Source organism: Micromonospora sp. C31 (genome assembly GCF_018070575.1).
GTDB lineage: Bacteria > Actinomycetota > Actinomycetes > Mycobacteriales > Micromonosporaceae > Micromonospora.
In genome coordinates this window covers 51,924-71,280 of sequence record NZ_JAGPXN010000007.1, presented here as the reverse complement: position 1 = coordinate 71,280, position 19,357 = coordinate 51,924, and the positions used below count along the sequence as shown (strand labels likewise).

The 19,357-nt window shown below is 74.5% G+C and carries 21 protein-coding genes; 14 read left to right on the top strand and 7 right to left on the bottom strand.

Features of this window, described 5'->3' with window-relative positions; all coding sequences use genetic code 11:
- The first annotated feature begins 22 nt into the window (after window positions 1-22).
- The 3 genes from KBX06_RS11680 (at window position 23) to KBX06_RS11670 (ending at window position 2,353) form a co-directional block, all read left to right on the top strand.
- Window positions 23-469, top strand: a complete 447-nt coding sequence (locus KBX06_RS11680; RefSeq protein WP_210834499.1) for an SRPBCC family protein — start codon at window positions 23-25, stop codon at window positions 467-469.
- Window positions 466-1,467, top strand: a complete 1,002-nt coding sequence (locus KBX06_RS11675; protein ID WP_210834498.1) for an SDR family oxidoreductase — start codon at window positions 466-468, stop codon at window positions 1,465-1,467. Before KBX06_RS11680 ends, KBX06_RS11675 begins: the two co-directional genes overlap by 4 nt.
- A 118-nt stretch (window positions 1,468-1,585) precedes the next feature.
- A complete protein-coding gene (locus KBX06_RS11670) occupies window positions 1,586-2,353 on the top strand; it encodes a polyprenol monophosphomannose synthase (protein ID WP_210834497.1) in 768 nt (255 codons plus the stop codon).
- A 734-nt stretch (window positions 2,354-3,087) separates the two neighbouring features.
- Here KBX06_RS11670 and KBX06_RS11665 read toward each other — a convergent pair.
- Window positions 3,088-4,692, bottom strand: a complete 1,605-nt coding sequence (locus tag KBX06_RS11665; RefSeq protein WP_210834496.1) for an NAD(P)/FAD-dependent oxidoreductase — start codon at window positions 4,690-4,692, stop codon at window positions 3,088-3,090.
- Between the two features lie 70 nt (window positions 4,693-4,762).
- Here KBX06_RS11665 and KBX06_RS11660 point away from each other — a divergent pair, with 70 nt between their 5' ends.
- Window positions 4,763-6,196 (top strand): aldehyde dehydrogenase, encoded by a 1,434-nt coding sequence (locus KBX06_RS11660; protein WP_210834495.1) that lies wholly within the window; start codon window positions 4,763-4,765, stop codon window positions 6,194-6,196.
- 80 nt (window positions 6,197-6,276) lie between these two features.
- On the opposite strand, the gene KBX06_RS11655 is transcribed toward KBX06_RS11660, so the two are convergent.
- Window positions 6,277-6,678 (bottom strand): ChaB family protein, encoded by a 402-nt coding sequence (locus KBX06_RS11655; protein ID WP_089001082.1) that lies wholly within the window; start codon window positions 6,676-6,678, stop codon window positions 6,277-6,279.
- A gap of 161 nt (window positions 6,679-6,839) precedes the next feature.
- Here KBX06_RS11655 and KBX06_RS11650 point away from each other — a divergent pair, with 161 nt between their 5' ends.
- From KBX06_RS11650 to KBX06_RS11635, 4 genes are all read left to right on the top strand, one after another.
- Complete coding sequence (locus KBX06_RS11650) at window positions 6,840-7,820, top strand: YihY/virulence factor BrkB family protein (RefSeq protein ID WP_210834494.1); 981 nt, start codon at window positions 6,840-6,842, stop codon at window positions 7,818-7,820.
- A 95-nt stretch (window positions 7,821-7,915) separates the two neighbouring features.
- Window positions 7,916-8,332, top strand: coding sequence for a DUF2795 domain-containing protein (locus KBX06_RS11645; protein WP_210834493.1), 417 nt, complete (start codon window positions 7,916-7,918; stop codon window positions 8,330-8,332).
- A 52-nt stretch (window positions 8,333-8,384) separates the two neighbouring features.
- Window positions 8,385-8,846, top strand: a complete 462-nt coding sequence (locus tag KBX06_RS11640) for an SRPBCC family protein (protein ID WP_210834492.1) — start codon at window positions 8,385-8,387, stop codon at window positions 8,844-8,846.
- A gap of 92 nt (window positions 8,847-8,938) precedes the next feature.
- Entirely contained in the window at window positions 8,939-9,199 is a 261-nt protein-coding gene (locus KBX06_RS11635) for a hypothetical protein (RefSeq protein ID WP_210834491.1), read from the top strand.
- Between the two features lie 45 nt (window positions 9,200-9,244).
- Here the strand turns inward: KBX06_RS11635 and KBX06_RS11630 are convergent, their stop codons facing one another.
- Window positions 9,245-10,447 (bottom strand): sugar MFS transporter, encoded by a 1,203-nt coding sequence (locus KBX06_RS11630; RefSeq protein WP_210834490.1) that lies wholly within the window; start codon window positions 10,445-10,447, stop codon window positions 9,245-9,247.
- A gap of 154 nt (window positions 10,448-10,601) precedes the next feature.
- Between KBX06_RS11630 and KBX06_RS11625 the strand changes: the two genes are divergently transcribed.
- Entirely contained in the window at window positions 10,602-10,814 is a 213-nt protein-coding gene (locus tag KBX06_RS11625; protein WP_210834489.1) for a hypothetical protein, read from the top strand.
- 58 nt (window positions 10,815-10,872) lie between these two features.
- Here the strand turns inward: KBX06_RS11625 and KBX06_RS11620 are convergent, their stop codons facing one another.
- Complete coding sequence (locus KBX06_RS11620) at window positions 10,873-11,322, bottom strand: hypothetical protein (protein ID WP_210834488.1); 450 nt, start codon at window positions 11,320-11,322, stop codon at window positions 10,873-10,875.
- Between the two features lie 162 nt (window positions 11,323-11,484).
- Between KBX06_RS11620 and KBX06_RS11615 the strand changes: the two genes are divergently transcribed.
- Window positions 11,485-11,862: a DUF6401 family natural product biosynthesis protein gene (locus KBX06_RS11615; RefSeq protein ID WP_210834487.1), complete on the top strand. Its 378-nt coding sequence runs from the start codon at window positions 11,485-11,487 to the stop codon at window positions 11,860-11,862.
- Window positions 11,863-12,048: 186 nt separating this feature from the next.
- On the opposite strand, the gene KBX06_RS11610 is transcribed toward KBX06_RS11615, so the two are convergent.
- The gene (locus tag KBX06_RS11610; RefSeq protein ID WP_210834486.1) at window positions 12,049-12,915 is read right to left on the bottom strand and encodes a hypothetical protein; all 867 of its coding nucleotides are present in this window, start codon (window positions 12,913-12,915) and stop codon (window positions 12,049-12,051) included.
- A gap of 189 nt (window positions 12,916-13,104) precedes the next feature.
- Here KBX06_RS11610 and KBX06_RS11605 point away from each other — a divergent pair, with 189 nt between their 5' ends.
- The 3 genes from KBX06_RS11605 (at window position 13,105) to KBX06_RS11595 (ending at window position 17,404) form a co-directional block, all read left to right on the top strand.
- The gene (locus KBX06_RS11605; protein WP_210834485.1) at window positions 13,105-15,228 is read left to right on the top strand and encodes a SpoIIE family protein phosphatase; all 2,124 of its coding nucleotides are present in this window, start codon (window positions 13,105-13,107) and stop codon (window positions 15,226-15,228) included.
- A gap of 40 nt (window positions 15,229-15,268) precedes the next feature.
- Complete coding sequence (locus KBX06_RS11600; RefSeq protein ID WP_210834484.1) at window positions 15,269-15,946, top strand: HAD family hydrolase; 678 nt, start codon at window positions 15,269-15,271, stop codon at window positions 15,944-15,946.
- A 105-nt stretch (window positions 15,947-16,051) separates the two neighbouring features.
- Window positions 16,052-17,404 carry a sodium:proton antiporter gene (locus KBX06_RS11595; protein WP_210834483.1) on the top strand — a complete coding sequence of 451 codons (1,353 nt, stop codon included), beginning with the start codon at window positions 16,052-16,054 and terminating at the stop codon, window positions 17,402-17,404.
- On the opposite strand, the gene KBX06_RS11590 is transcribed toward KBX06_RS11595, so the two are convergent.
- The gene (locus KBX06_RS11590; RefSeq protein WP_210834662.1) at window positions 17,382-18,323 is read right to left on the bottom strand and encodes an NAD(P)/FAD-dependent oxidoreductase; all 942 of its coding nucleotides are present in this window, start codon (window positions 18,321-18,323) and stop codon (window positions 17,382-17,384) included. The two genes, KBX06_RS11595 and KBX06_RS11590, sit on opposite strands and share 23 nt — an antisense overlap.
- Before the next feature lie 163 nt (window positions 18,324-18,486).
- Here KBX06_RS11590 and KBX06_RS11585 point away from each other — a divergent pair, with 163 nt between their 5' ends.
- Window positions 18,487-18,702, top strand: coding sequence for a DUF3072 domain-containing protein (locus KBX06_RS11585; protein ID WP_210834482.1), 216 nt, complete (start codon window positions 18,487-18,489; stop codon window positions 18,700-18,702).
- Here KBX06_RS11585 and KBX06_RS11580 read toward each other — a convergent pair.
- Complete coding sequence (locus KBX06_RS11580) at window positions 18,696-19,211, bottom strand: metallophosphoesterase (protein ID WP_210834481.1); 516 nt, start codon at window positions 19,209-19,211, stop codon at window positions 18,696-18,698. The genes KBX06_RS11585 and KBX06_RS11580 overlap by 7 nt on opposite strands.
- Window positions 19,212-19,357 lie beyond the last annotated feature (146 nt).

The window sequence follows — 19,357 nt, the reverse complement described above, 5'->3', positions numbered from 1 at the left end:
GCGCTCGGGGTACGGAAGTGGGGTGGCGATCGTGGAGAAGGTGATCGAGGCTCCCCCGGAGCAGGTCTGGGCGGTGTTGGCGGACGGATGGACGTACAGCGACTGGGTCGTGGGCACGGTGCACGTCCGCGACGTGGACGACGCCTGGCCCCGGGTGGGCAGCCAGCTGCACCACAAGGCCGGGCCGTGGCCGTGTTCCCTGCACGACTCCTCGACGGTGCTGACGTGCGAGCCGCCGCGTCGGTTGGTCATCCGCGCCGGCCTCTGGCCGGCCGGGGAGGCCGTCGTGGTGTTCACCCTCGAAGCGGTCGGCACGGACGCCACCCGGGTACGCATCGGTGAGGACTTCGCCGCCGGCCCGCTGCGCTGGGTGCGCAACAAGGTCAACGACCTGGTGCTGCACCAACGCAACAAGGAGACCCTGACCAGGCTGGCCGACATCGCGATGCGGCAGAAGGGGGAGGCATGACGCGGACCGTCGTGGTCACCGGGGCGAGCGCCGGCGTGGGACGGGCGGTCGCCCGCCGGTACGCCGAGCGCGGTGCCCGGCTCGCGCTGCTCGCCCGGGGCGAGGCCGGGTTGGCCGCCGCCGAGCGCGACTGCCGGGAACTGGGCGCCTCGGACGTGCGCACGTACCGGGTGGACGTGGCCGACGCCGGGGCGGTGCAGCAGGCCGCCGACGACGTGGTGCACCGCTTCGGCGGCATCGACGTGTGGGTGAACAACGCCATGGCCTCGGTCTTCGCCCCGGCGTGGGAGATTTCGGCCACCGAGTTCCGGCGGGTCACCGAGGTCAACTACCTCGGCACCGTGCACGGCACCCTCGCGGCGCTGCGGCACATGCGGGCCCGTGGTCGGGGTGCGATCGTGCAGGTGGGCTCCGCCCTGGCCTACCGGGGGATCCCGTTGCAGTCGGCGTACTGCGCTAGCAAGCACGCGGTGCAGGGCTTCAACGACTCGCTGCGGGCGGAGCTGCTGCACGACTGTCCCGGCGTGCGGCTGTCGATGGTGCAACTGCCGGCGATAAACACCCCACAGTTCTCCTGGGTACGCACCCGGCTGCCCCGGCACCCCCAGCCCGTACCGCCGATCTTCGCGCCCGAGGTGGCGGCGAGGGCGATCGTCTGGGCGGCCGACCACGGGCCGCGCGAGCTGAACGTGGGTGGACCGACCTGGCGTGCCCGCCTCGGCGACGTCCTCGCGCCCGGCCTGCTCGACCGGAAGCTGGCGCGCGACGGCTACGAAAGCCAGCAGACCGAGGCCCTGATCGACCCGGCCACCTGGCGGGACAACCTGGACAGTCCCGGTGACGACGACCGGGACCGGGGCGCGGAGGGAGTCTTCACCGATCGGGCCCGCGCCCGCTCGGCGGCCCTGTGGGTCGGTACGCACAAGCCGGCCGTCTCCGGCGTCGCCCTGGCCGGGCTGACGGTGGCCCTCGCCGCGCTGGCCCGTCGCCTCCGCTGACCCCGGACTCGTCCCCGTCGGGCCGGATGACGGGGCGGTAGGGGTGGCCTTTTCGACCCGGATGTGGCAACTGGCTACGCTCTGAGGGAGCCCTGTCCGCCGACCGAGGATGTCCGACATGATCGAACCCGTGCAGTTGCCCGTGCCGTGGCGGGACGCACGCCTGACCGTCGTGGTTCCCACCTACAACGAGGCGGGCAACCTCCCGGTGCTGGTCGAGCGGCTGCTGGCCCTGCCGCTGCCGGGCCTGAAGATCCTGGTCGCCGACGACAACTCGCCGGACGGCACGGGTGAGGTCGGGGACAAGCTGGCCATCGAGCACCCCGACCGGGTCGAGGTCGTGCACCGGGCCGGCAAGGAGGGCCTCGGCCGGGCGTACGTGGACGGCATCGGGCGCGCGCTCGACGGCGGCGCCGAGTACGTGGCGCAGATGGACGCCGACCTGTCGCACCCACCGGAGGCGCTGCCGGGCATGCTCGGCGCGCTGCTCTCCACCCAGGCCGGCGTGGTGATCGGCTCCCGTTACGTGCCCGGCGGCGAGCTGGACGAGAACTGGCCGCTCTACCGGCGGGCGCTCAGCGGCTGGGCCAACCTCTACGTGCACACGCTGCTGCGGGTGCGGATCCGCGACCTCACCGCCGGCTTCAAGATCTGGCGGGCGGACGCGCTGCGCGACATCGGCCTGGAGCGGGTGCAGTCCAACGGCTACAGCTTCCAGGTGGAGATGCACTACCTGGCCACCAAGTTGGGACACACCATCCTGGAGGTGCCGATCCGCTTCGAGGAGCGGCGCGACGGCGCGTCGAAGATGACCACCTCGACCAAGATCGAGAGCGCGCTGATGCCGTTCAAGCTGCGCAGCAAGCACCGCAACATCGAACGCTGAGCGGCCGGTCGCCACCCGGCCCACCCGCCTTGCCCCTGCCTGCCCCTGCCTGCCTCTGCCTGCCTCTGCCCTGCGTCGTCCCGCCAGCTCCGACCCGAGTTCCGCCCTGCCCCGCCTTGCCCGCTGTCCCGCCTTGCCTCGCGCTGTCCCGTCAGGCCGCTGTCCGTCTCGGGCCAGCAGAGCGGCGGGCCGGCGCGGGCAGGGCGGCAGGCCGGCGGGCAGGGCGGCAGGCCGGCGGGCAGGGGAACGAGGGGGCCCAGGGCTTCCCGGCCCGTGGGCATGGACATGACGGCGTGGCCCTCGGCGCCGGCCATCGAGGCCCATCACCGACCCCACGATTACGGAGCGCAGCCTTACTCCGCGTTACCCGCGTGCCGGCCTCGGCCTTGCCGTCGCCCGCCCTTTGCTCTGCAGCCAGGGACGCACCACGCCATCGACCTGGCCTTCATCCCTCCACGATGTGGTGGCACTACCTACCAACGGTTACCCACGGCAACCGTTGCGTATGTGGCTGCAGAGCAAAGGGCGGGACGGACGGTCTGGCCAACCAGCGCGAATTCACTCCCTGTGAGCGACAACATCCATGTCGTGTGGCTCGCGGGGCCCCAACGTCCGGCCGGTCCCGCCTTGGCCGAGTTCCGGATACGTAGGTGGCAGGACGGACACCGATCGGCTGGTCGGCCGGTGAGGCCCCCCGCTCGTCCGGGCGCAACGGGGGCCAACGGGCCAACGGCTCAACGGTAGATCGCGCGGTGCGCGGCCCCGATCCCGGCCGCGTACAGGGGGCCGGTCAGGGCACGGTCGCGGGCCAGGGCGGCGCGGGCGGCGTTCGCGCCGGGGGCACCGTGCACGCCGCCGCCCGGGTGCGCCGACGCGCTGGCCAGGAACAGGCGGTCCACCGGGGTGTCCGCGCGGCCCAGGCCGGGGATCGGGCGCAGGAACAGCTGCTGGTACGCGGCGGCGGTGCCGCCGCCGAGCGCGCCGCCGACCAGGCTCGGGTCGCCCGCCTCCAGTTCGGCCGGCCCGGCCACGTGCCGCCCCACGATCAGGCTGCGGAAGCCCGGCGCGGCCTCCTCCAGCACCTGTTCCATCCGCTCCACGTGCGCGGCGATGTCCTCGGCCCGCCACTGCCGGCGAAACGGCAGGTGGGTGTACGACCACAGCGACTCCGTGCCCGGCGGCGAGTGGCTCGGGTCGGCCACCGACATCTGCCCCAGCAGCAGGAACGGGTCGCGCGGGATCTCCTTACGGGCCAGCGCGGCGGCGTAGCCGGTGAGCCCGTCCAGGTCCGCGCCGAGGTGCACCGTACCGGCGGTGGCGACCGCCCGGTTGGTCCACGGCACGGGGGCCGACAACGCCCAGTCCACCTTCAGCGTCGAGCCGTCCCAGCGGAAGTGCGCCAGGTCCTCCACGAGCCGCGGCGGCAGCGCCGCCGCACCGACCAGGTCCAGGTAGAGCGCGGGCGCGGGGACGTCCGCGAGCACCGCCCGGCGGGCCCGCCAGAGGGCGCCGCCGACGCTACGCACGCCCATCGCCCGGCCGCGCGCGGTCAGCACCCGGTCGACGTGTGCGCCGTAGAGGATCCGGCCGCCGCGCTCGGTCAGCCGGGCCACCAGCGCGTCGGTGATCTTCTGCGCCCCGCCGTCGGGCACCGGCCAGCCGACCTGCTGGCCGAGCATGGCGAGCAGCCAGCCGTACACGCCCGAACCGGCCTCCTCGGGCGAGAGGTCGGTGTGCAGGGCACAACCGGCCAGCAACGCCGGGCCCCCCGCGCCCTCGAAGAGTTCGTCGCCGAGCTTGCGCACCGGCACCACCAGCCGCCGGGCCAGCCGCAGCGCCCCGGACGCCCGAAGCCGACGCAGCAGGCCCACGCCCCCGCGTACCGGCGGGAACGGCGAGGTGATGGCCGTCAGCATCGGCTCGGCCACCTGGCACCAGTCGTCGTACGCGTGCAGCCAGCGCCTGCCGTCGCCCGGCGCGAACGCCTCCAGCGAGGCCGCGGTGGCCTCCGGGTCGCGGTTGAGCACCGCCGCCCGCCCGTCGGGCATCAGGTGGGCCAGCACGTCCGGGGAGTGCCGCCAGCGCAGCCCGTGACGGTCGAGCCCCAGCCCGCGCAGCACCGGCGAGGCGTAGCCGAGGGGGTAGAAGGAGCTGTAGAGGTCGCTCAGGTAGCCGGGCGCCGTCACCTCGGCCGAGCGTACCGCCCCACCCGGCGCGGCCGTGGCCTCCAACACCAGCACGTCCCAGCCGGCGTCGGCCAGCAGGTTGGCGGCGACCAGGCCGTTGTGGCCGGCTCCGACGACGACGGCATCCGCGCTCTCCGCGCCGGGGGAACTCATCCGACCCGCCTACCCGGCCAGCAACCGGGCGAAACGCGTTTGCCGCGCCGGGACCGGGGCATGCACTGCCATGTACACGGTTGCGCAGCTCATAGGCGGAGTGTGGGGCGCGGGCGGCGAGGGTGGCGAGCTGGTCGTACACGATCCGGCCGACGGCTCCCCGGTCAGCTCGGCGCCGGTGGCGACGGCCGACGAGGTCGGCAAGGCGGTGGAGGCGACACGCGGCGCCGCGGCGGAGTGGGCGGCGACCGCTCCCGCGGAACGCGCGGCGGCCCTGCACCGGGCGGCGGACGCCGTGGCGGCGGTCGCGGAAGACCTGGCCCGGGCGACGACGACCGAGATGGGCAAGCCCCTGTCGGACGCCCGGGGCGGTGTCGAGGCGGGGATCGCCACGCTGCGGCAGTACGCGGAGCTGGCCCCGGTGCGCGGCGGGCGGACCCTGCACGGCGGCACCCACGCCCTCGACTTCATGACGCCGCAGCCGCGCGGGGTGGTCGCCGCGATCACCCCGTGGAACGACCCGGTGGCGGTCTCCTGCGGGCTGCTCGGCGCGGCCCTGGTCACCGGCAACGTGGTGCTGCACAAGCCGAGCGAGCGCACCCCGGCGACCGGCTGGCTGCTGGCGAAGGCGCTGGACTCCGCGCTGCCGCCCGGGGTGCTGTCGCTGCTGACCGGGGGTGCGGAGGTCGGCGCGGCGCTGGCCGCGCAGGAGGTGGACGTCGTCGCCCACGTCGGCTCCACCGCCACCGGGCGGGCCATCGCGGCCGCGGCGGCGCGGACCGGGGCGAAGGTGCTGCTGGAGAACGGCGGCAGCGACCCGCTCGTCGTGGACGGCGACGTCGACCCGGTGTGGGCGGCCGCGCAGGCGGCGCTCGGCGCGTTCGCCAACGCGGGGCAGATCTGCGTCGCCGTGGAGCGGATCTACGTGCACCGGGACGTCGTGGAGGACTTCGCGCAGGCGCTGGTGGAGCGGGCCGAGCAGTTGCGGACGGGCCCGGGACGCGACCCGCGTACCGGGCTGGGGCCGCTGGTGGACCGGCGGCACCGCGACCACGTGCACGGGCAGGTGACCGCGGCGGTGGCCCAGGGCGCGCGGATCCGCACCGGCGGCACGCTGCCCGACGGTCCCGGGTCGTTCTACCCGGCGACCGTGCTCACCGACTGCCGGCACGACATGACGGTGGTGCGGGAGGAGACGTTCGGTCCGGTCGCCCCGATCGTCGCCGTCGACTCGTTCTCCGAGGCGCTGCGGTGCGCGGCCGACTCGCCGTACGGGCTGGCCGCGACGGTGCTGACCGGGTCGATGAGCCACGCCCAGCGCGCCTGGCGGGAGCTGCCGGTCGGCACCGTGAAGGTCAACGCGGTGTTCGGCGGGGCGCCGGGCGGCGCCGCGCACCCGCGCCGCGCCAGCGGGCACGGCTTCGGCTACGGCCCGGAACTGCTGGACGAGTTCACCGCGACGAAGGCGGTCCACATCGAGGCGCCCGGCGGCGGCCACTGGTGAGGTCCGGCAGGGGCTCTTGAGACACGCGCAGGGGCTGTCCGCGCGCGGACAGCCCCTGCGTCGCGTACCCGAAACATGGGTCAGCGGCCGCGGGCCTTGGCGGTCTGCCGGTTGTTCGCCTTCTCGATGGCCTTGACCAGTTCCGGCTTGGTCATCGTCGAACGGCCGGGCACGTCCAGCTTGCGGGCCACCTTCATCAGGTGGTCCTTGGTGGCGTTGGCGTCCACCCCGCCGGCCGTGGGCGCGCGGCGCTCCGGTCCGCCGCCGGCCGCCTGGCGGTCGCTCGGCCCCTTGCGGCCCTTGGGCTCCCAGTGGTCGCCCACCTTCTCGAACTCGTGCTTGACGGCGGCGAAGGCGGTGCGGTGCGCCCGCTCCCCCTCGCCGTACGTCTCCACGGCCGAGTCGTGCGTCTTCTCCCAGGTGCGCTGCGCCTTCTTGGGGGAGCGTCGCAGCGTGCTGGGCAGTACCTCGCGCCCGGGCATCTCTCGTCCTCCTCCTCGTCGATGGGTTCCGTGTCGATCGTTCCCCCGCGCCCGACCGGCAAACCGGGTGGTCGGGTTTGTCGATTTCCGGCCAGGGGTACGGGCGGGCCAGGCGAAGCCGGATGCGCCGGGTCATCCGGGGCCGGGGACAGGGAGCGGACATGACGACGACGGAACCCGGCGCGGCGCGCACCGGGGAGCGGCGGCCGCTGGTCCCCCGCCGGGTGCGGCAGCTGAGCTGGCGTACGTGGCGTGGCGTGCTGGTGCGCAGCGTGCGCAACTTCGTCAAGGACAACTGCGCGGACTGGGCCGCCGCGCTCACCTACTACGGGGTGCTCGCGCTCTTCCCGTCCACGATCGTGGTGGTCGCCCTGGTCGGGCTGGTGTCCAAGGGCGAGCGGACCGTCGACACCGTGCTGGACCTGGCCCGGGACATGGGCGCCGGCTCGGTGGTGGCCAACGAGGGCTTCGTCGGCGTCGTCCGGGGCGTGGTGGACCAGAACGACTCGGCCAGCGCGCTGCTGAGCTTCGGTCTGCTCGGTGCCCTCTGGTCGGCCTCCAACTTCATCGGCGCGTTCACCCGGGCCTCCAACGCCGTCTACGGGGTCGAGGAGGGGCGGCCGGTCTGGAAGCTGCGGCCGATCCAGATCGGCCTGGCGGCGGTGTCGCTGGTGCTCATGGCGGTCGTCGCCACCGGGCTGATCGTCAGCGGGCCGGTCACCGACGCGGTGGGCGACCTGATCAACGCCGGCGGACTGACACGTACGGCGTGGAGCATCGCCAAGTGGCCCGTGCTCGCGCTGGTCATGATGGTGCTGCTCAGCCTGCTGTTCTGGATCGCGCCCAACGTCCGACAGCCCCGGTTCCGCTGGCTCACCCCGGGCGGCGCGGTCGCCCTGGTCGCCTGGGCCCTCGCCTCCTTCGGCTTCGGCCTCTACGTGGCCAACTTCGGCTCGTACGACGCCACCTACGGCAGCCTGGGGGCGGTGATCGCGTTCCTGGTCTGGCTCTACCTGTCCAACTCGGCGCTGATGCTCGGGGTGCAGATCAACGCGGAGCTCCAGCGCGGCCGGATGCTCCAGGCCGGCGAGCCGGACGCCGAGGAGCCGGTCCTGCCCCCGAAGACGCCGGCCGCCACGTGACGCGCGACGGGTCTACCGGCCCGCACCGTCGCCGCCCGCGGCAAGGAGCCGCGCCGGACCGTTTACCGCCGGCGCCACCGGGTAGCGCAGAAGGCATGGAACGTGGCAGCAGCAAGCACGGACCGAGGGTCGACGAGCAGATGAGCCGGGAGGTCAGCGGCCTCGTGCAGGGGCCGGGGACCGGCGGCTCGCGGGTCGACGAGTCCCGTGTGCCGGAGCCGGCGGGTGAGGACCAGCCGGAACCGACCACGGCCCCCGCCGGCGAACTGCGTACGGGCGCTCCCAAGGGGATGAGCTCCGAGGACGTCGAGCGACGCAGCCGGCTCGGCCGGTTCATCACGATGACCGCCCTGCCCGGTGACCGGGAGACGCTGATCGCCAACGCGCGGGACAACGAGGCGCCAGCGGACATCGTCACCGAACTGGAACGGTTGCCCGAGGGCACCCGCTACCAGACGGTTTCCGAGGTGTGGGCGGCGCTCGGCCACAAGAACGAGACGACCCGCTGGTGACCGGATCCCCGCATGATCCGGCCCGCCGCCGGCGGACGAAGGAGGATGTCTGATGAGTGGCGTTACCGAACACGTGGACGTCTCCGTCCCGGTGCGCACCGCCTACGACCAGTGGACCCAGTTCGAGGACTTCCCCCAGTTCATGGAGGGGGTGCAGGAGATCCGGCAGCTGACGGACACGATGACCCACTGGACGGTGGAGATCGCGGGGGTGAAGCGGGAGTTCGACGCCGAGATCACCGAGCAGCTCCCGGACGAGCGGGTCGCCTGGCGCTCGACGGGCGGCACCCAGCACGCGGGCGTGGTGACCTTCCACCGGCTGGACGCGGACACCACCCGGGTCACGCTCCAGCTTGAGTTCGAACCGCACGGCGTGGTCGAGCAGGCCGGCGACAAGCTCGGCATCGTCGACCGGCGGGCGAAGGGCGACCTGGAGCGGTTCAAGCAGTTCATCGAGCGACGCGGTCAGGAGACCGGTGCGTGGCGCGGCAAGGTCGACCGTCCGCAGCCCTGATCCCCGCCCCCGGGTACGAACGTCCGATGGCCGCCGGCTCTGCCGGCGGCCATCGTCGTTTGCCCGCACCGGGGCGGGGTACCGCGATGGACATGACGGACGACGACAAGGTGTGGCGGGACGAGGAACGGACGCCCCTGCGGGAACTGGACCGGGCCGTGGCCCGGTCGACCCTGGACGGCCAGGCTGACGACGTGACGGGCAACGACGCCGGCGAGGAGGCGGCCTTCGGGCACGGCCCGGAGGCGGCGGACCGCGGCGGGCAGGCCGCCGGCGCGGGCCGCGAGCCGACCGACCCGGACCGCGCGTACCGACCCTCGACGACGGGGCGGACCGGGCCCGACACGATGTGAGCCGCCGTGCGGCGCCGCGGCCTCGTGGTCCGCGCGCCGCACCGCTCAGCTGGGTGCCGGTCGGCGGGTACCGGCCGTCCGCAGGGCGATCAGGCCCAGCGCGAGCACGACCAGCGCCGGCCCGAGCAGCTCGACCGAGGTGTTGCCGAGCAGCACCCCGATCCCGGCCGGCAGCAGCGCGCCGCCCAGCCCGGCCGCGGCGATCTGGAGCCCGATGGTCCGGTCCGCGTGCGCCGCGCCGACCCGCTCGGCGGTGGTGAGGGTGAGCAGCGGGAAGACCGGGGCGGCGGCGAAACCGACGACGAACAGCCCGGTCACGGCGACCCAGGCCGGTGCGGGCAGCGCGACCAGGACCGCACCGACCGCCATCCCGACCAGGCTGCCCCGCAGCACCGTCGCCGCGCCCAGCCGCTCGGCCACCACGCCCTGCACCACCCGCCCGACGAACAGGCTTCCCCAGTAGCCCGAGACGCAGACACCCGCGACGGCCGCGCCGAGACCTCGCCCCTCGGTCAACAGCAGGAACGCCCAGAGCCCGGCGGCCACCTCGATGGCCACGTAGACGGCGAAGGCCGCGGTGCCGAGCCAGACCGCAGGCAGCCGCAGCGTGTCGCGTACCCGGGTGACGGCCGGTGCGGCGACGACCGCCTCCCCCGCCGTGGACCCGGCGGGCCCCCGGGCCGGGGCGCGGTCCCGCCAGGCCCGCACGGTCAGCGCGAAGGCGGCGGCCAGCGCGAGCTGGGCCCCGGCCACCAGGCCGTAGCCCCAGCGCCAGGAGAGCCCGACGCTGAGCGCGCCGGTCATGATGAGCGGCCCGAGCGCCACGCCGAGGCCGAAGAACGCGTGCATCCAGTTCATGTGCCGGGGGCCGAAGGCGCCCGCCGCGTACGCGTTCAGACCGGAGTCGATCGCGCCGGAGCCCAGACCGAGCACCAGCGCGCAGCCCACCATCAGGGCGAGCCCGGGGGTCGACGCGTAGCCGCCGAGCGCCAGGCTGGCCAGCAGCGTGCTGCCGGCGAGCAGCCAGCCGACGCCGAGCCGGGCCAGCGTGAAGCCGGCCAGCACGCTGGAGGTCAGGTATCCGGCCGTACCGGCGGTGAGCACCAGGCCGACGGCCTCGGTGGGCACGCCGAAGTCGGCCCGGATCGAGGGCCAGCCCACGCCGATCAGGCCGTCGGGCAGGCCGAGGCTGACGAAGGCGAGGTAGGCCAGCAGGAGCAGTGAGGCGCGGGGCGGGGCGGTGGACACGGGGGTCCATCCTGCCCCGCGCCGGCGGCGGCGCCACCCGACCTCCCCCGGTGGGACGGAGATTACGGTCCAGACGGTCGGTGAAACGGACAGCTCATCCAGAATCGGCCGTTCGGCTGACGGCAAGCCCCGGGTCACGCGCAAGACTTTCGGGATGCATCAGGGCTCCGGCATCCTCTCCGCGCGTCAGCGCCGCCTGGCATGGCTCGGCTTTCTCCTCGCCGCGCTCCAGGCCCCCGTCTCCGCCAAGCTGGTCTCGGACGACTCCTGGTTGTTCAGCCTCTGCGTGGCGCTGATGGTGGCGACGGTGATCATCGCCGACGACGCGGACCGGCGCCGCCCGGCCGGCGCCCGCTCCACGGACTGACGACGCGCCCGGCCGGGTCCGTCGCCGGCAGCCGGCCGCCGCCTCCTCGGGTCGGTGGCTATTTCTCGCCGTCGGGACGCGCCTCGTGTCCGGGCCGGCCCCGGCTGCGCCGGCGCTCCTTCATCTCCGCCTCGTAGAGGTGCCGGCGACCGTCGACCAGTTCCTCGCGGGCGGCCCGCTCGAGGTCTTGGAAGAGGGCGTAGTAGCCGTCGTCGAAGTCCTCGACGATCTGGAACGTCCACCGCCCGGCGATGACGTTGCGGCCCAGCAGGTCGGTGTCGATCCGGTCGGCGATCCGGTCGTGCCCGGCCGCGCGGAACATCTCCACGGCGTCGTCGAGCATCAGGTCGGCGTGCCCCACGAGCTGGTGCAGCGAGTAGAGGTGGCCGCGGACCCGCTCGACGCACTCCAGCGCCTCGCTGAGCTTGCCGAGCGCCGCCACCGTCCCGTCGCTGACCCCGGCGGGCCTGCGGTGCCGCTCGTCCGGCCCGTCCTCGTGTCGTCCCATCCGTTCCTCCAGGTGTCGGCTGTGCCCCTCCGGGCGGTCCTCCTCCTGCCCCGCCCGCGTCGGATCAATCCCCGTGCCGCCCGCTGACCGTTCGGACGAGGGGCAAAAACCCGCCGACCGGCCGAGGCCGACCAGGGGAGCGGCCGGCTAGCCTCGGTCACCATGCGTGTGCCGTTCACCCGGGCCGAGACCCGTTCCGCCGCCGGCTCGGCGCGAGCCACCCTCGCCCTCCTGTCCGCCTCCGTCGGCGCCGAGGGGTTGGCCGCTGCCGCCGCGCGTCCGGGCCTGCTCGCCCTGGTCGACCAGCACGCCGCCGCGGTGCGGGAGAGCCTGGACGGCGACCGCCGGCCGCTGAGCGCCGCCGCGCTCGCCGGCTACGCGGAGGGCGTCCGCGCCGCCGCGTCGGAGCACGGCTGGCAGCCCCCGGCGACGCCGGTGGACTGGTCCGCGCCGGACTGGCTGCTCACCCGGCTGCTCGCGGTCTGCGCGCTGTCCCGTTCGCTCGGCGCCCCGGCGCCCGCCCCGCTCCCGCTGGTCTGAGGCGGCGGCCGCCGGGCAGGTGGGCAGCCCGGCGAGGACGCGCTCCCGCCGGTCCGGGCGGCGAACCCGCGCGGTTGCCCACCGCCGGCACACGCCCCCGACCGTCGTGGCCCCGGCGACGCGGCTCCGGGCACGCCGGAGGGGCGCCCGCAGGTTCGCGGACACCCCTCCCGTCGCGGGTCACCGTCAGCGGCGGAACTGCTGGGTCTCGTCGCCCACGTTGCCCGACTGGTAGGTGCCACGCCCGCCGGCCGTCGCGGACTCCTGCCCGCGCGGCATCACCTCGGTACGCTCGGCCACCGTCCGGTCGGCCATCTGCCGGCCGACGTCGCTCCGGCCTGCGTCCCGGGCCCGGCGGTGCTCCTGCACCGCCCGTGACTCCTCGGCCATCCGGTTCAGCCAGCCCTCCCAACGGTTCTGCATCGGCCGCACCAGGCCACCGCCGACGCCGATGATCAGGATGCCGGCCACCGTGGCGAGCACCGCGATCAGCACCGGCGTGGTCACCGCGGTGGCGATGCCCACCTGGTTCAGTGCGGCGATCACACCCAGCGCGATGATGAAGACCGCCGTCAGGTCGGCGAGGATCTTGCCGTACGAGAGTCCGCCCAGCGCCCCGGTGACCAGATCCCGGACGGCGCTGGCGATCGCGGCGGCCACGACGATGATGATGATCGCCACGAAGGCGCGTGGCAGCCAGGCGACCACACCGCCGATCAGGTCACTGATCGCGTTGGGTCCCCACACCCCGAAGGCGAACTGCAGGGTGAACAGCAGCACCGCGTAGTACGCCAGCTTCGCCAGGATGTCGCTGGCGTCGTACTTGGTGCGTTCCAGCGCGCGCTTGATGCCGCCCCGTTCCACCGCCTTGTCGAAGCCGACCCGTTCGAGCGCCGCGTCGACGAGCTTGAGCACTGCTCTGGCGATGAGCCATCCGACCACGAGGATCGCGATGAAAGCGATGGCCCGCGGTATGAACAGCAGCACCGACCTCCACATGTCGGCCACGGCGTCGCCGATGTCGACCTGCCTGACCGCGAGGCTTTCCGGCATGATGTCCCTCCTGTCGCATGGACTGCGCCGCGCGCATACCCGGTCACCGACGCGGCACGCCGTCCCGGTCCCCGAGTTTTTCCCGACAGGTCACCGCAGACTGGTCATGACCTGCCCGAACGTCCGGCTGCGACGACGCACGGGGCATGATCGGAAACCGGCGACAGGGCCTCCGGCTAGGCTGCGCTCATGCCAGGAACGGTCGGACGGGTGCCGAACCCACCAGTCCCGGTCTCGGGAACACCCTCCGCGTCGCACACGGCGGCCATCGTCCTGCGTCACGACTGGGGTGGCACCCCGCTCGGCCCGTGGCGCACGTGGGACCCGGCGGTCCGGGCCGCCACCGAACTGCTCCTCGCCTCGCCCGTGCCGATGGCCCTCACCCTGGGCGACGAGCACCTGCTCGTCTACAACGACGCGTACGCCGAGCTGATCGGCGACCGGCACCCCGACGCGGTGGGCCGGCCGGCGGCCGAGGTGTTCGCCGAGTCGTGGCCGCTGCCCGGCGTCGGCGACGCCATCGAGCACACCTACCGCTCCGGCGAGCCGTTCCTGGAGAAGGAGACGACCCTCCCGCTGCACCGCCGTCCCGGCCTGGTCGAGCAGTCGGTCTTCACCCGGGGCTACTCGCCCGTACGCGACAGCGCGGGGCGGATCATCGGCGTGCTGACCGTCGCCGCGGAGACCACCCAGGTCACCCAGCAGTTGCAGAGCCTCAGCGACTTCGCCGCGGCGCTCGCCGGCACCCTCACCCTGGACGACGTGGCCCGGGTCGCGCTGCGCTACGCGATCACGGCGTTCGACGCCGACCGGGTCTCGTTCGCCGTCGACGAGGGCGGTGGCTGGCGGATGGTCCGGCGCATCCGTGGCGAGCTGATGGACGAGGCCGACGAGCGGCTCCCCCCGCTGTGGCGGCGCATCCCCCCGGAGTGGCAGGCACCGGTGGTGACCGCCGCCCGCAACGGCGTGCCGTACTTCGTCGACGACGACCAGCCGCTGCGGGAGATCGCGGTGGACCGGCACGACCAGAAGGTCCGCTCGCTCGCGGCGGTGCCGCTGCGGGCCTCGGTGGTGCGCGGCGGCCTGACGGTCGGCTACCAGGTGCCGCACGTCTGGTCGGCCGCCCGGCGCGCGCTGCTGGCCGCCTCGGCCGAGCTGGTCGGTCAGGCCGCCGAACGGGCTCGCCGGTTCGAGACCCAGCACGGCACCGCCCAGCTGCTGCAACGCAGCATGCTGCCGGAGCACCTGCCCGACCTGCCCCGGATGCGGATCGCCGCCCGCTACGACCCGGGCGTCGACGGCAACGCCGCCGGCGGGGACTTCTACGACGCCTTCCTGCTGCCCGACGGCGGCCTGGGCATCGTGCTCGGCGACGTCGCCGGCCACGACGTGCAGGCCGCGGCCCGGATGGGTCAGGTCCGCGCCGCGCTGCGGGCGCTGGCGCTGAGCGATCCCCGCCCGGACGCCGTGCTGGCCGGGCTCGACCGGCTGGTCACCAGCCTGGGCGCCGAGGGCGAAACCCACGAGCTCTTCGTGACGGTGGTCTTCGGGGTCGTCGACGCAGACCGGCAACGGCTCACCCTGGCCAGTGCCGGTCACCCGGCCCCGCTGATCCGCCGGTGCGCCCTCGACGGTGAGCCGGTCGCCGAATACCTCGATCTGCCTGCGGGCGCCCCGCTGGGCCTGGGCTGCCGGCCACCCACCGTCACGGTGCCTTTCGCCCCCGGCGACACGCTGCTGCTGTTCAGCGACGGGGTGGTGGAGCGGCGCTGGCAGGACCTGACGGCCGGCCTGGAGGCCCTGGCCGCCGCCGTCGCCGGCGCGGGCAGCGGTGATCCCCGCGCGCTGTGCGCGGTGGCGACCGCGGCCGTGCCCGGCGCCACCGAGGACGACGTCGCCGTGCTCGCGGTGGAGCACGCGCTGCGGCCGTCGCGCTCGACGAGCATGGAGGTGCCGGCCGAGCCGACCGCGCCGAGCCGGGTGCGGCACTGGCTGACCGGGCAGCTCACGGAGTGGCAGGTGCCCGAGTCGGTCATCGGCGCGGCGGTGCTCTGCACCAGCGAGCTGACCACCAACGCCCTGCTGCACGCGGGCACCGCGGCCCGGGTGGAGATCGACCTCAGCCCGGAGCGGCTGCTGGTGTCGGTCGCCGACTCGGGCACCCGGGGCACGGTGACCCGGGCGCAGACCGACACGCTCAGCAGCCGGGGCCGCGGGCTCGGGCTGATCGAGGAGCTGAGCGACGCGTGGGGGACGGACCCGACGGTACGCGGCTCGACGGTCTGGTTCGAGATCCTGATCCCGCCCGGGTGACCGGGGCGTCACCCCCGTCCGGAGGGGGTAGGAGGACGGCATGCCCACCGACAAGCCCACCGGTGTCCTCTTCGACGTGGACGGCACCCTGGTCGACACCACCTACCTGCACACCGTGAGCTGGTGGGAGGCGTTGCGCCAGCTCGACCGGCCCATCCCCATGGCGACGATCCACCGTGCCATCGGGATGGGTTCGGACAAGCTGCTCGACCACCTGCTCGGCCCGGAGCGCGATCGGAGCGGGGACCAGAAGCTGCGCGACTCCCACGACACCCTCTTCGCCGAGTACTGGGAGCGGCTGGTCGCGCTGCCCAGCGCCGCCGACCTGCTACGGGCCTGCGCGGAGCGGGGGCTGCGGGTCGTGCTCGCCACCTCCGCCGCCGAGCACGAGGTGGCCGCCCTGCGCCGGGCGCTGGCCGCCGACGACGTGATCCACACCGTCACCTGCTCGGCGGACGCGCGGGAGAGCAAGCCGGCGCCGGACATCCTGGTGGCCGCGCTGGAGCAGTCCGGGCTCGCCGCCGAACGTGTGGTCTTCGTCGGCGACTCGGTGTGGGACGTCGCCGCCGCCGGCCAGTTGGACATCCCCTGCGTGGGGCTGACCTGCGGCGGCACCAGCCGCGGCGAACTGGCCGGGGCCGGCGCGGTGGCGATCTACGAGGACCCCGCCGCGCTGCTCGCCGGCCTCGACGACTCGCCGGTCGCCCGGTTGGGGTGACCGGCGCCGGTTCCGTCGCTCCGGACAGGAATACGAGAAGTCTTCCGGGGGCAAGGACTTGCACCACCTGCCCGCACTCTGTGGGCGAGGCGGAGAGGTGGGGTCGTGGAGCCGGTAGACGTGGCGTTCGCGGTGGTCGGTCTGGGTGCGCTGCTGGCGGGGATCCTGCCCCGGCTGCTCGAACACCGCCCCCTGTCCATGCCGATCGCCTTCCTCGGGCTGGGCATGCTGGTCTTCCTCCTCCCCATCGGGCTACCGAGCCCTGATCCGCTCGCGCACCGGACGTTCGCCACCCACCTCACCGAGATCGGTGTCATCGTGGCGCTGATGGGGGCCGGCCTGAAGATCGACCGGCCGTTGAGCTGGGCCCGCTGGTCGTCGACGTGGCGGCTGCTGGCCATCGCCATGCCGCTGTGCATCGCGGCGGTGGCGCTGCTCGGCTGGTGGTGGGCCGGGCTGCTGCCGGCCGGCGCGCTGCTGCTGGGGGCGGCCCTCGCGCCGACCGATCCGGTGCTCGCCGCCGACGTGCAGGTCGGCGAGCCCACCGACGTCGAGGACTCCGAGGACGAGGTCCGCTTCGCCCTCACCTCGGAGGCCGGGCTGAACGACGGGCTGGCCTTCCCCTTCGTGTACGCCGCCATCGCCATCGCCACCACCAGCCTGGCCCCCGGCGACTGGCTGGGCCGCTGGATCGGCGTGGACCTGCTCTGGAAGGTGGCGGCTGGGGTGGCGGGCGGTTGGCTGGTCGGCTGGCTGCTCGGCAAGCTCTTCTTCCGGGCCCCGAGCGAGCTGCGGCTGGCCCGGCACTCGGAGGGCTTCCTCGCGCTGGCCGCGACCTTCCTGGCGTACGGGCTGGTGGAGCTCCTGGGCGGGTACGGCTTCCTCGCGGTCTTCGTGGCCGCCCGGGCGATCCGGTCCGCCGAACGCACCCACGAGTTCCACTCCGTGCTGCACGACTTCGCCGAGCAGGTCGAGCGGCTGCTCACCGTGCTGTTGCTGCTGCTCTTCGGCGGCGCCGTGGTGGGCGGCCTGCTGGGCCCGCTGACCTGGCCGGCCGCCGCGGTCGGGCTGGCTCTGGTCTTCGTGGTCCGTCCGCTGGTCGGCTGGCTGTCGCTGCGGGGGGCGCCCGGTCGGCCCGCCGAGCACTTGGTGATCGCCCTGTTCGGCATCCGGGGCGTCGGCTCGTTCTTCTACGTGGCGTACGCGACGACGAAGGCCGATTTCGCCCAGGCGGACCTGATCTGGGCGACCGTCGGCCTCGTGGTGATCGTCTCGGTGGTGGTGCACGGCATCGCGGCGACCCCGGTGATGCAGTTGCTGGACCGGTCGGGGCAACGCACCGCCGACCCGTCCGAGCGCGGTCAGGCCGGCGGTCCCGGCGCCGCCGGTGGCCGGCCGCCCGGCCCGCGCCGGGGCCGGCAGGGGGCTCCGGCCCTCACGCCCCACGCAGGCGGGTGACGAGGGCACGACCGAGGTCGCGACCGGAGAGCCAGGCGCTCTGCACCCGGGGCTTGCCGAAGGCGTCGCCGGCCAGCCCGACGCCGTCGGCGTCGAGGTGGTACGTCCCGCCGGGCCCGGCGGTGGGCTTCGCGTACGTCCAGCGGTGCACGTGCACGTGCACCGCCGCTTCGGGCAGCCCCAGCAGGTCCCGGACGGCTTCCTCGATCGCCGGCCCGGCCCCGCTGGGCTGGGCGAGGTGGCCGGCGGCGAACTCGGGCGTGGTGTGGGCGACCAGCACCGGCGCGTCGTCGCCACGGCGGTCGCCGTCGTCGCAGACGAGGTTCAGCAGCGGGTGGTCGTTGACGAAGGCGCCCCGGAAGGTGGCCCACCGGCGGGCCGGGAAACGCAGCACCCCGGCCAGGGACGGCGACCAGCGCTGGGCCTGCGTGGCGCGGGTGGCGGCGGCCAGGGCCGGGTCGAGCAGCAGGGCCGCCTGCGGCCCCGGCATGGCGAGCGCCACCGCCGCACAGGGCCGCCCGTCCACCACGGGCCCCGGCTCGACGCCGAGCACGAGCCGGTCCACGGTCACCGGCAGGTCCCGGGCCAGGTGCTCCACCAGCGAACGCAGCCCCCGGGGCGCCGCCCAGCGCATCGGGCCCGGCACCGCGCGCCGACCGTCGGCGCCGTACGCGACGAAGGTGTCGGTCCACTCGCGGGCCAGGCCGGCCGAGCGCCATCCCTCGGCCACCTCGGCGAAGTCCGGATCGCCGACCGTGAAGTACGCGGCGCCGGTGTCGGCGGGCCGGCCGTCGAAGCGGCGGCTGGCCATCCGGCCGCCGGCCACCCGGGCGCGCTCCCGGATCTCCACCGGGATGCCCGCGCGGGCCAGTTCCGTCGCGCACGCCACCCCGGCGATGCCGGCGCCGACCACCACCACACCCGCCCGCTCTCGCGCAGTCACCCGGTGATCGTATGCGGGCCCGTGTCCCCGGCGCGGCGGGACGCACGCGCGGCACGCCCGGGCGTACGACGCGCGGGAGAGCGCATGGATCGGGGCCGCACGGGGTATTGGCACGTCTGTTCGAAGGAGGGTGGAGACCATGACGGACCGCACCAGCAGCCGGGCCAACCCGGAGGCCGCCATCAAGGACCCGGACGAGTGGGTCACCGGCGAGGAGCCGCCGACCGCCGCCCAGGAGTCCTACCTGGCGACCCTGGCCCGGGAGGCCGGCGAGGAACCGCCGGAGGGACTGACCAAGGCCGAGGCCTCGAAGCGGATCGACCAGCTCCAGGAGGAGACCGGCCGCGGTCAGTGACCGGGCGGGCGGCGCGCTGGCAGGCGGTGCAGCTCGACCTCGTCGAGCCGCCCCGCCGCCACCCGCGCCGTCAGGTACGTGGCGTACGGCTGGGCGCGGCGGTCGGTGGGCGAGCCGGGATTGAGCAGTCGCGGGCCGCCCGGGGCGACCGTGTCCCAGGGGATGTGCGAGTGACCGAAGACCAGCACGTCGGTGTCGGGGAAGCGGGCCGCACACCGACTTTCCCGCCCGGCCTTCGGGCCGGTCTCGTGCACCACGGCGACCCGCAGCCCGTCGAGTTCGATCCGGGCCACCTCGGGCAGCCGGGCGCGCAGCGCCGGCCCGTCGTTGTTGCCGTACACGCCGACGAGACGCCGGGCCCGGGCGGCCAGGGCGTCCAGCAGCGCCTCGTCGACCCAGTCTCCCGCGTGCAGCACCACGTCGGCGGCGTCGACCGCCGCCCAGAGCTGCTCCGGCAGGTCCCTGGCCCGCTTCGGCACGTGGGTGTCGGCGGTGATCACCAGGCGCATCCCGCCATCCTCCCCCCGCAGACCCCGCCGGCCCGGGAAAAATCGCCGGTCGCGCCGCGGGCCCTTCCCATCGCCGCGCCCAGCACGTAGTTTGACGGCGATGCATGGGAGCGCTTCCAGCGGTGCTCCTCGATGGATGGGAGAGT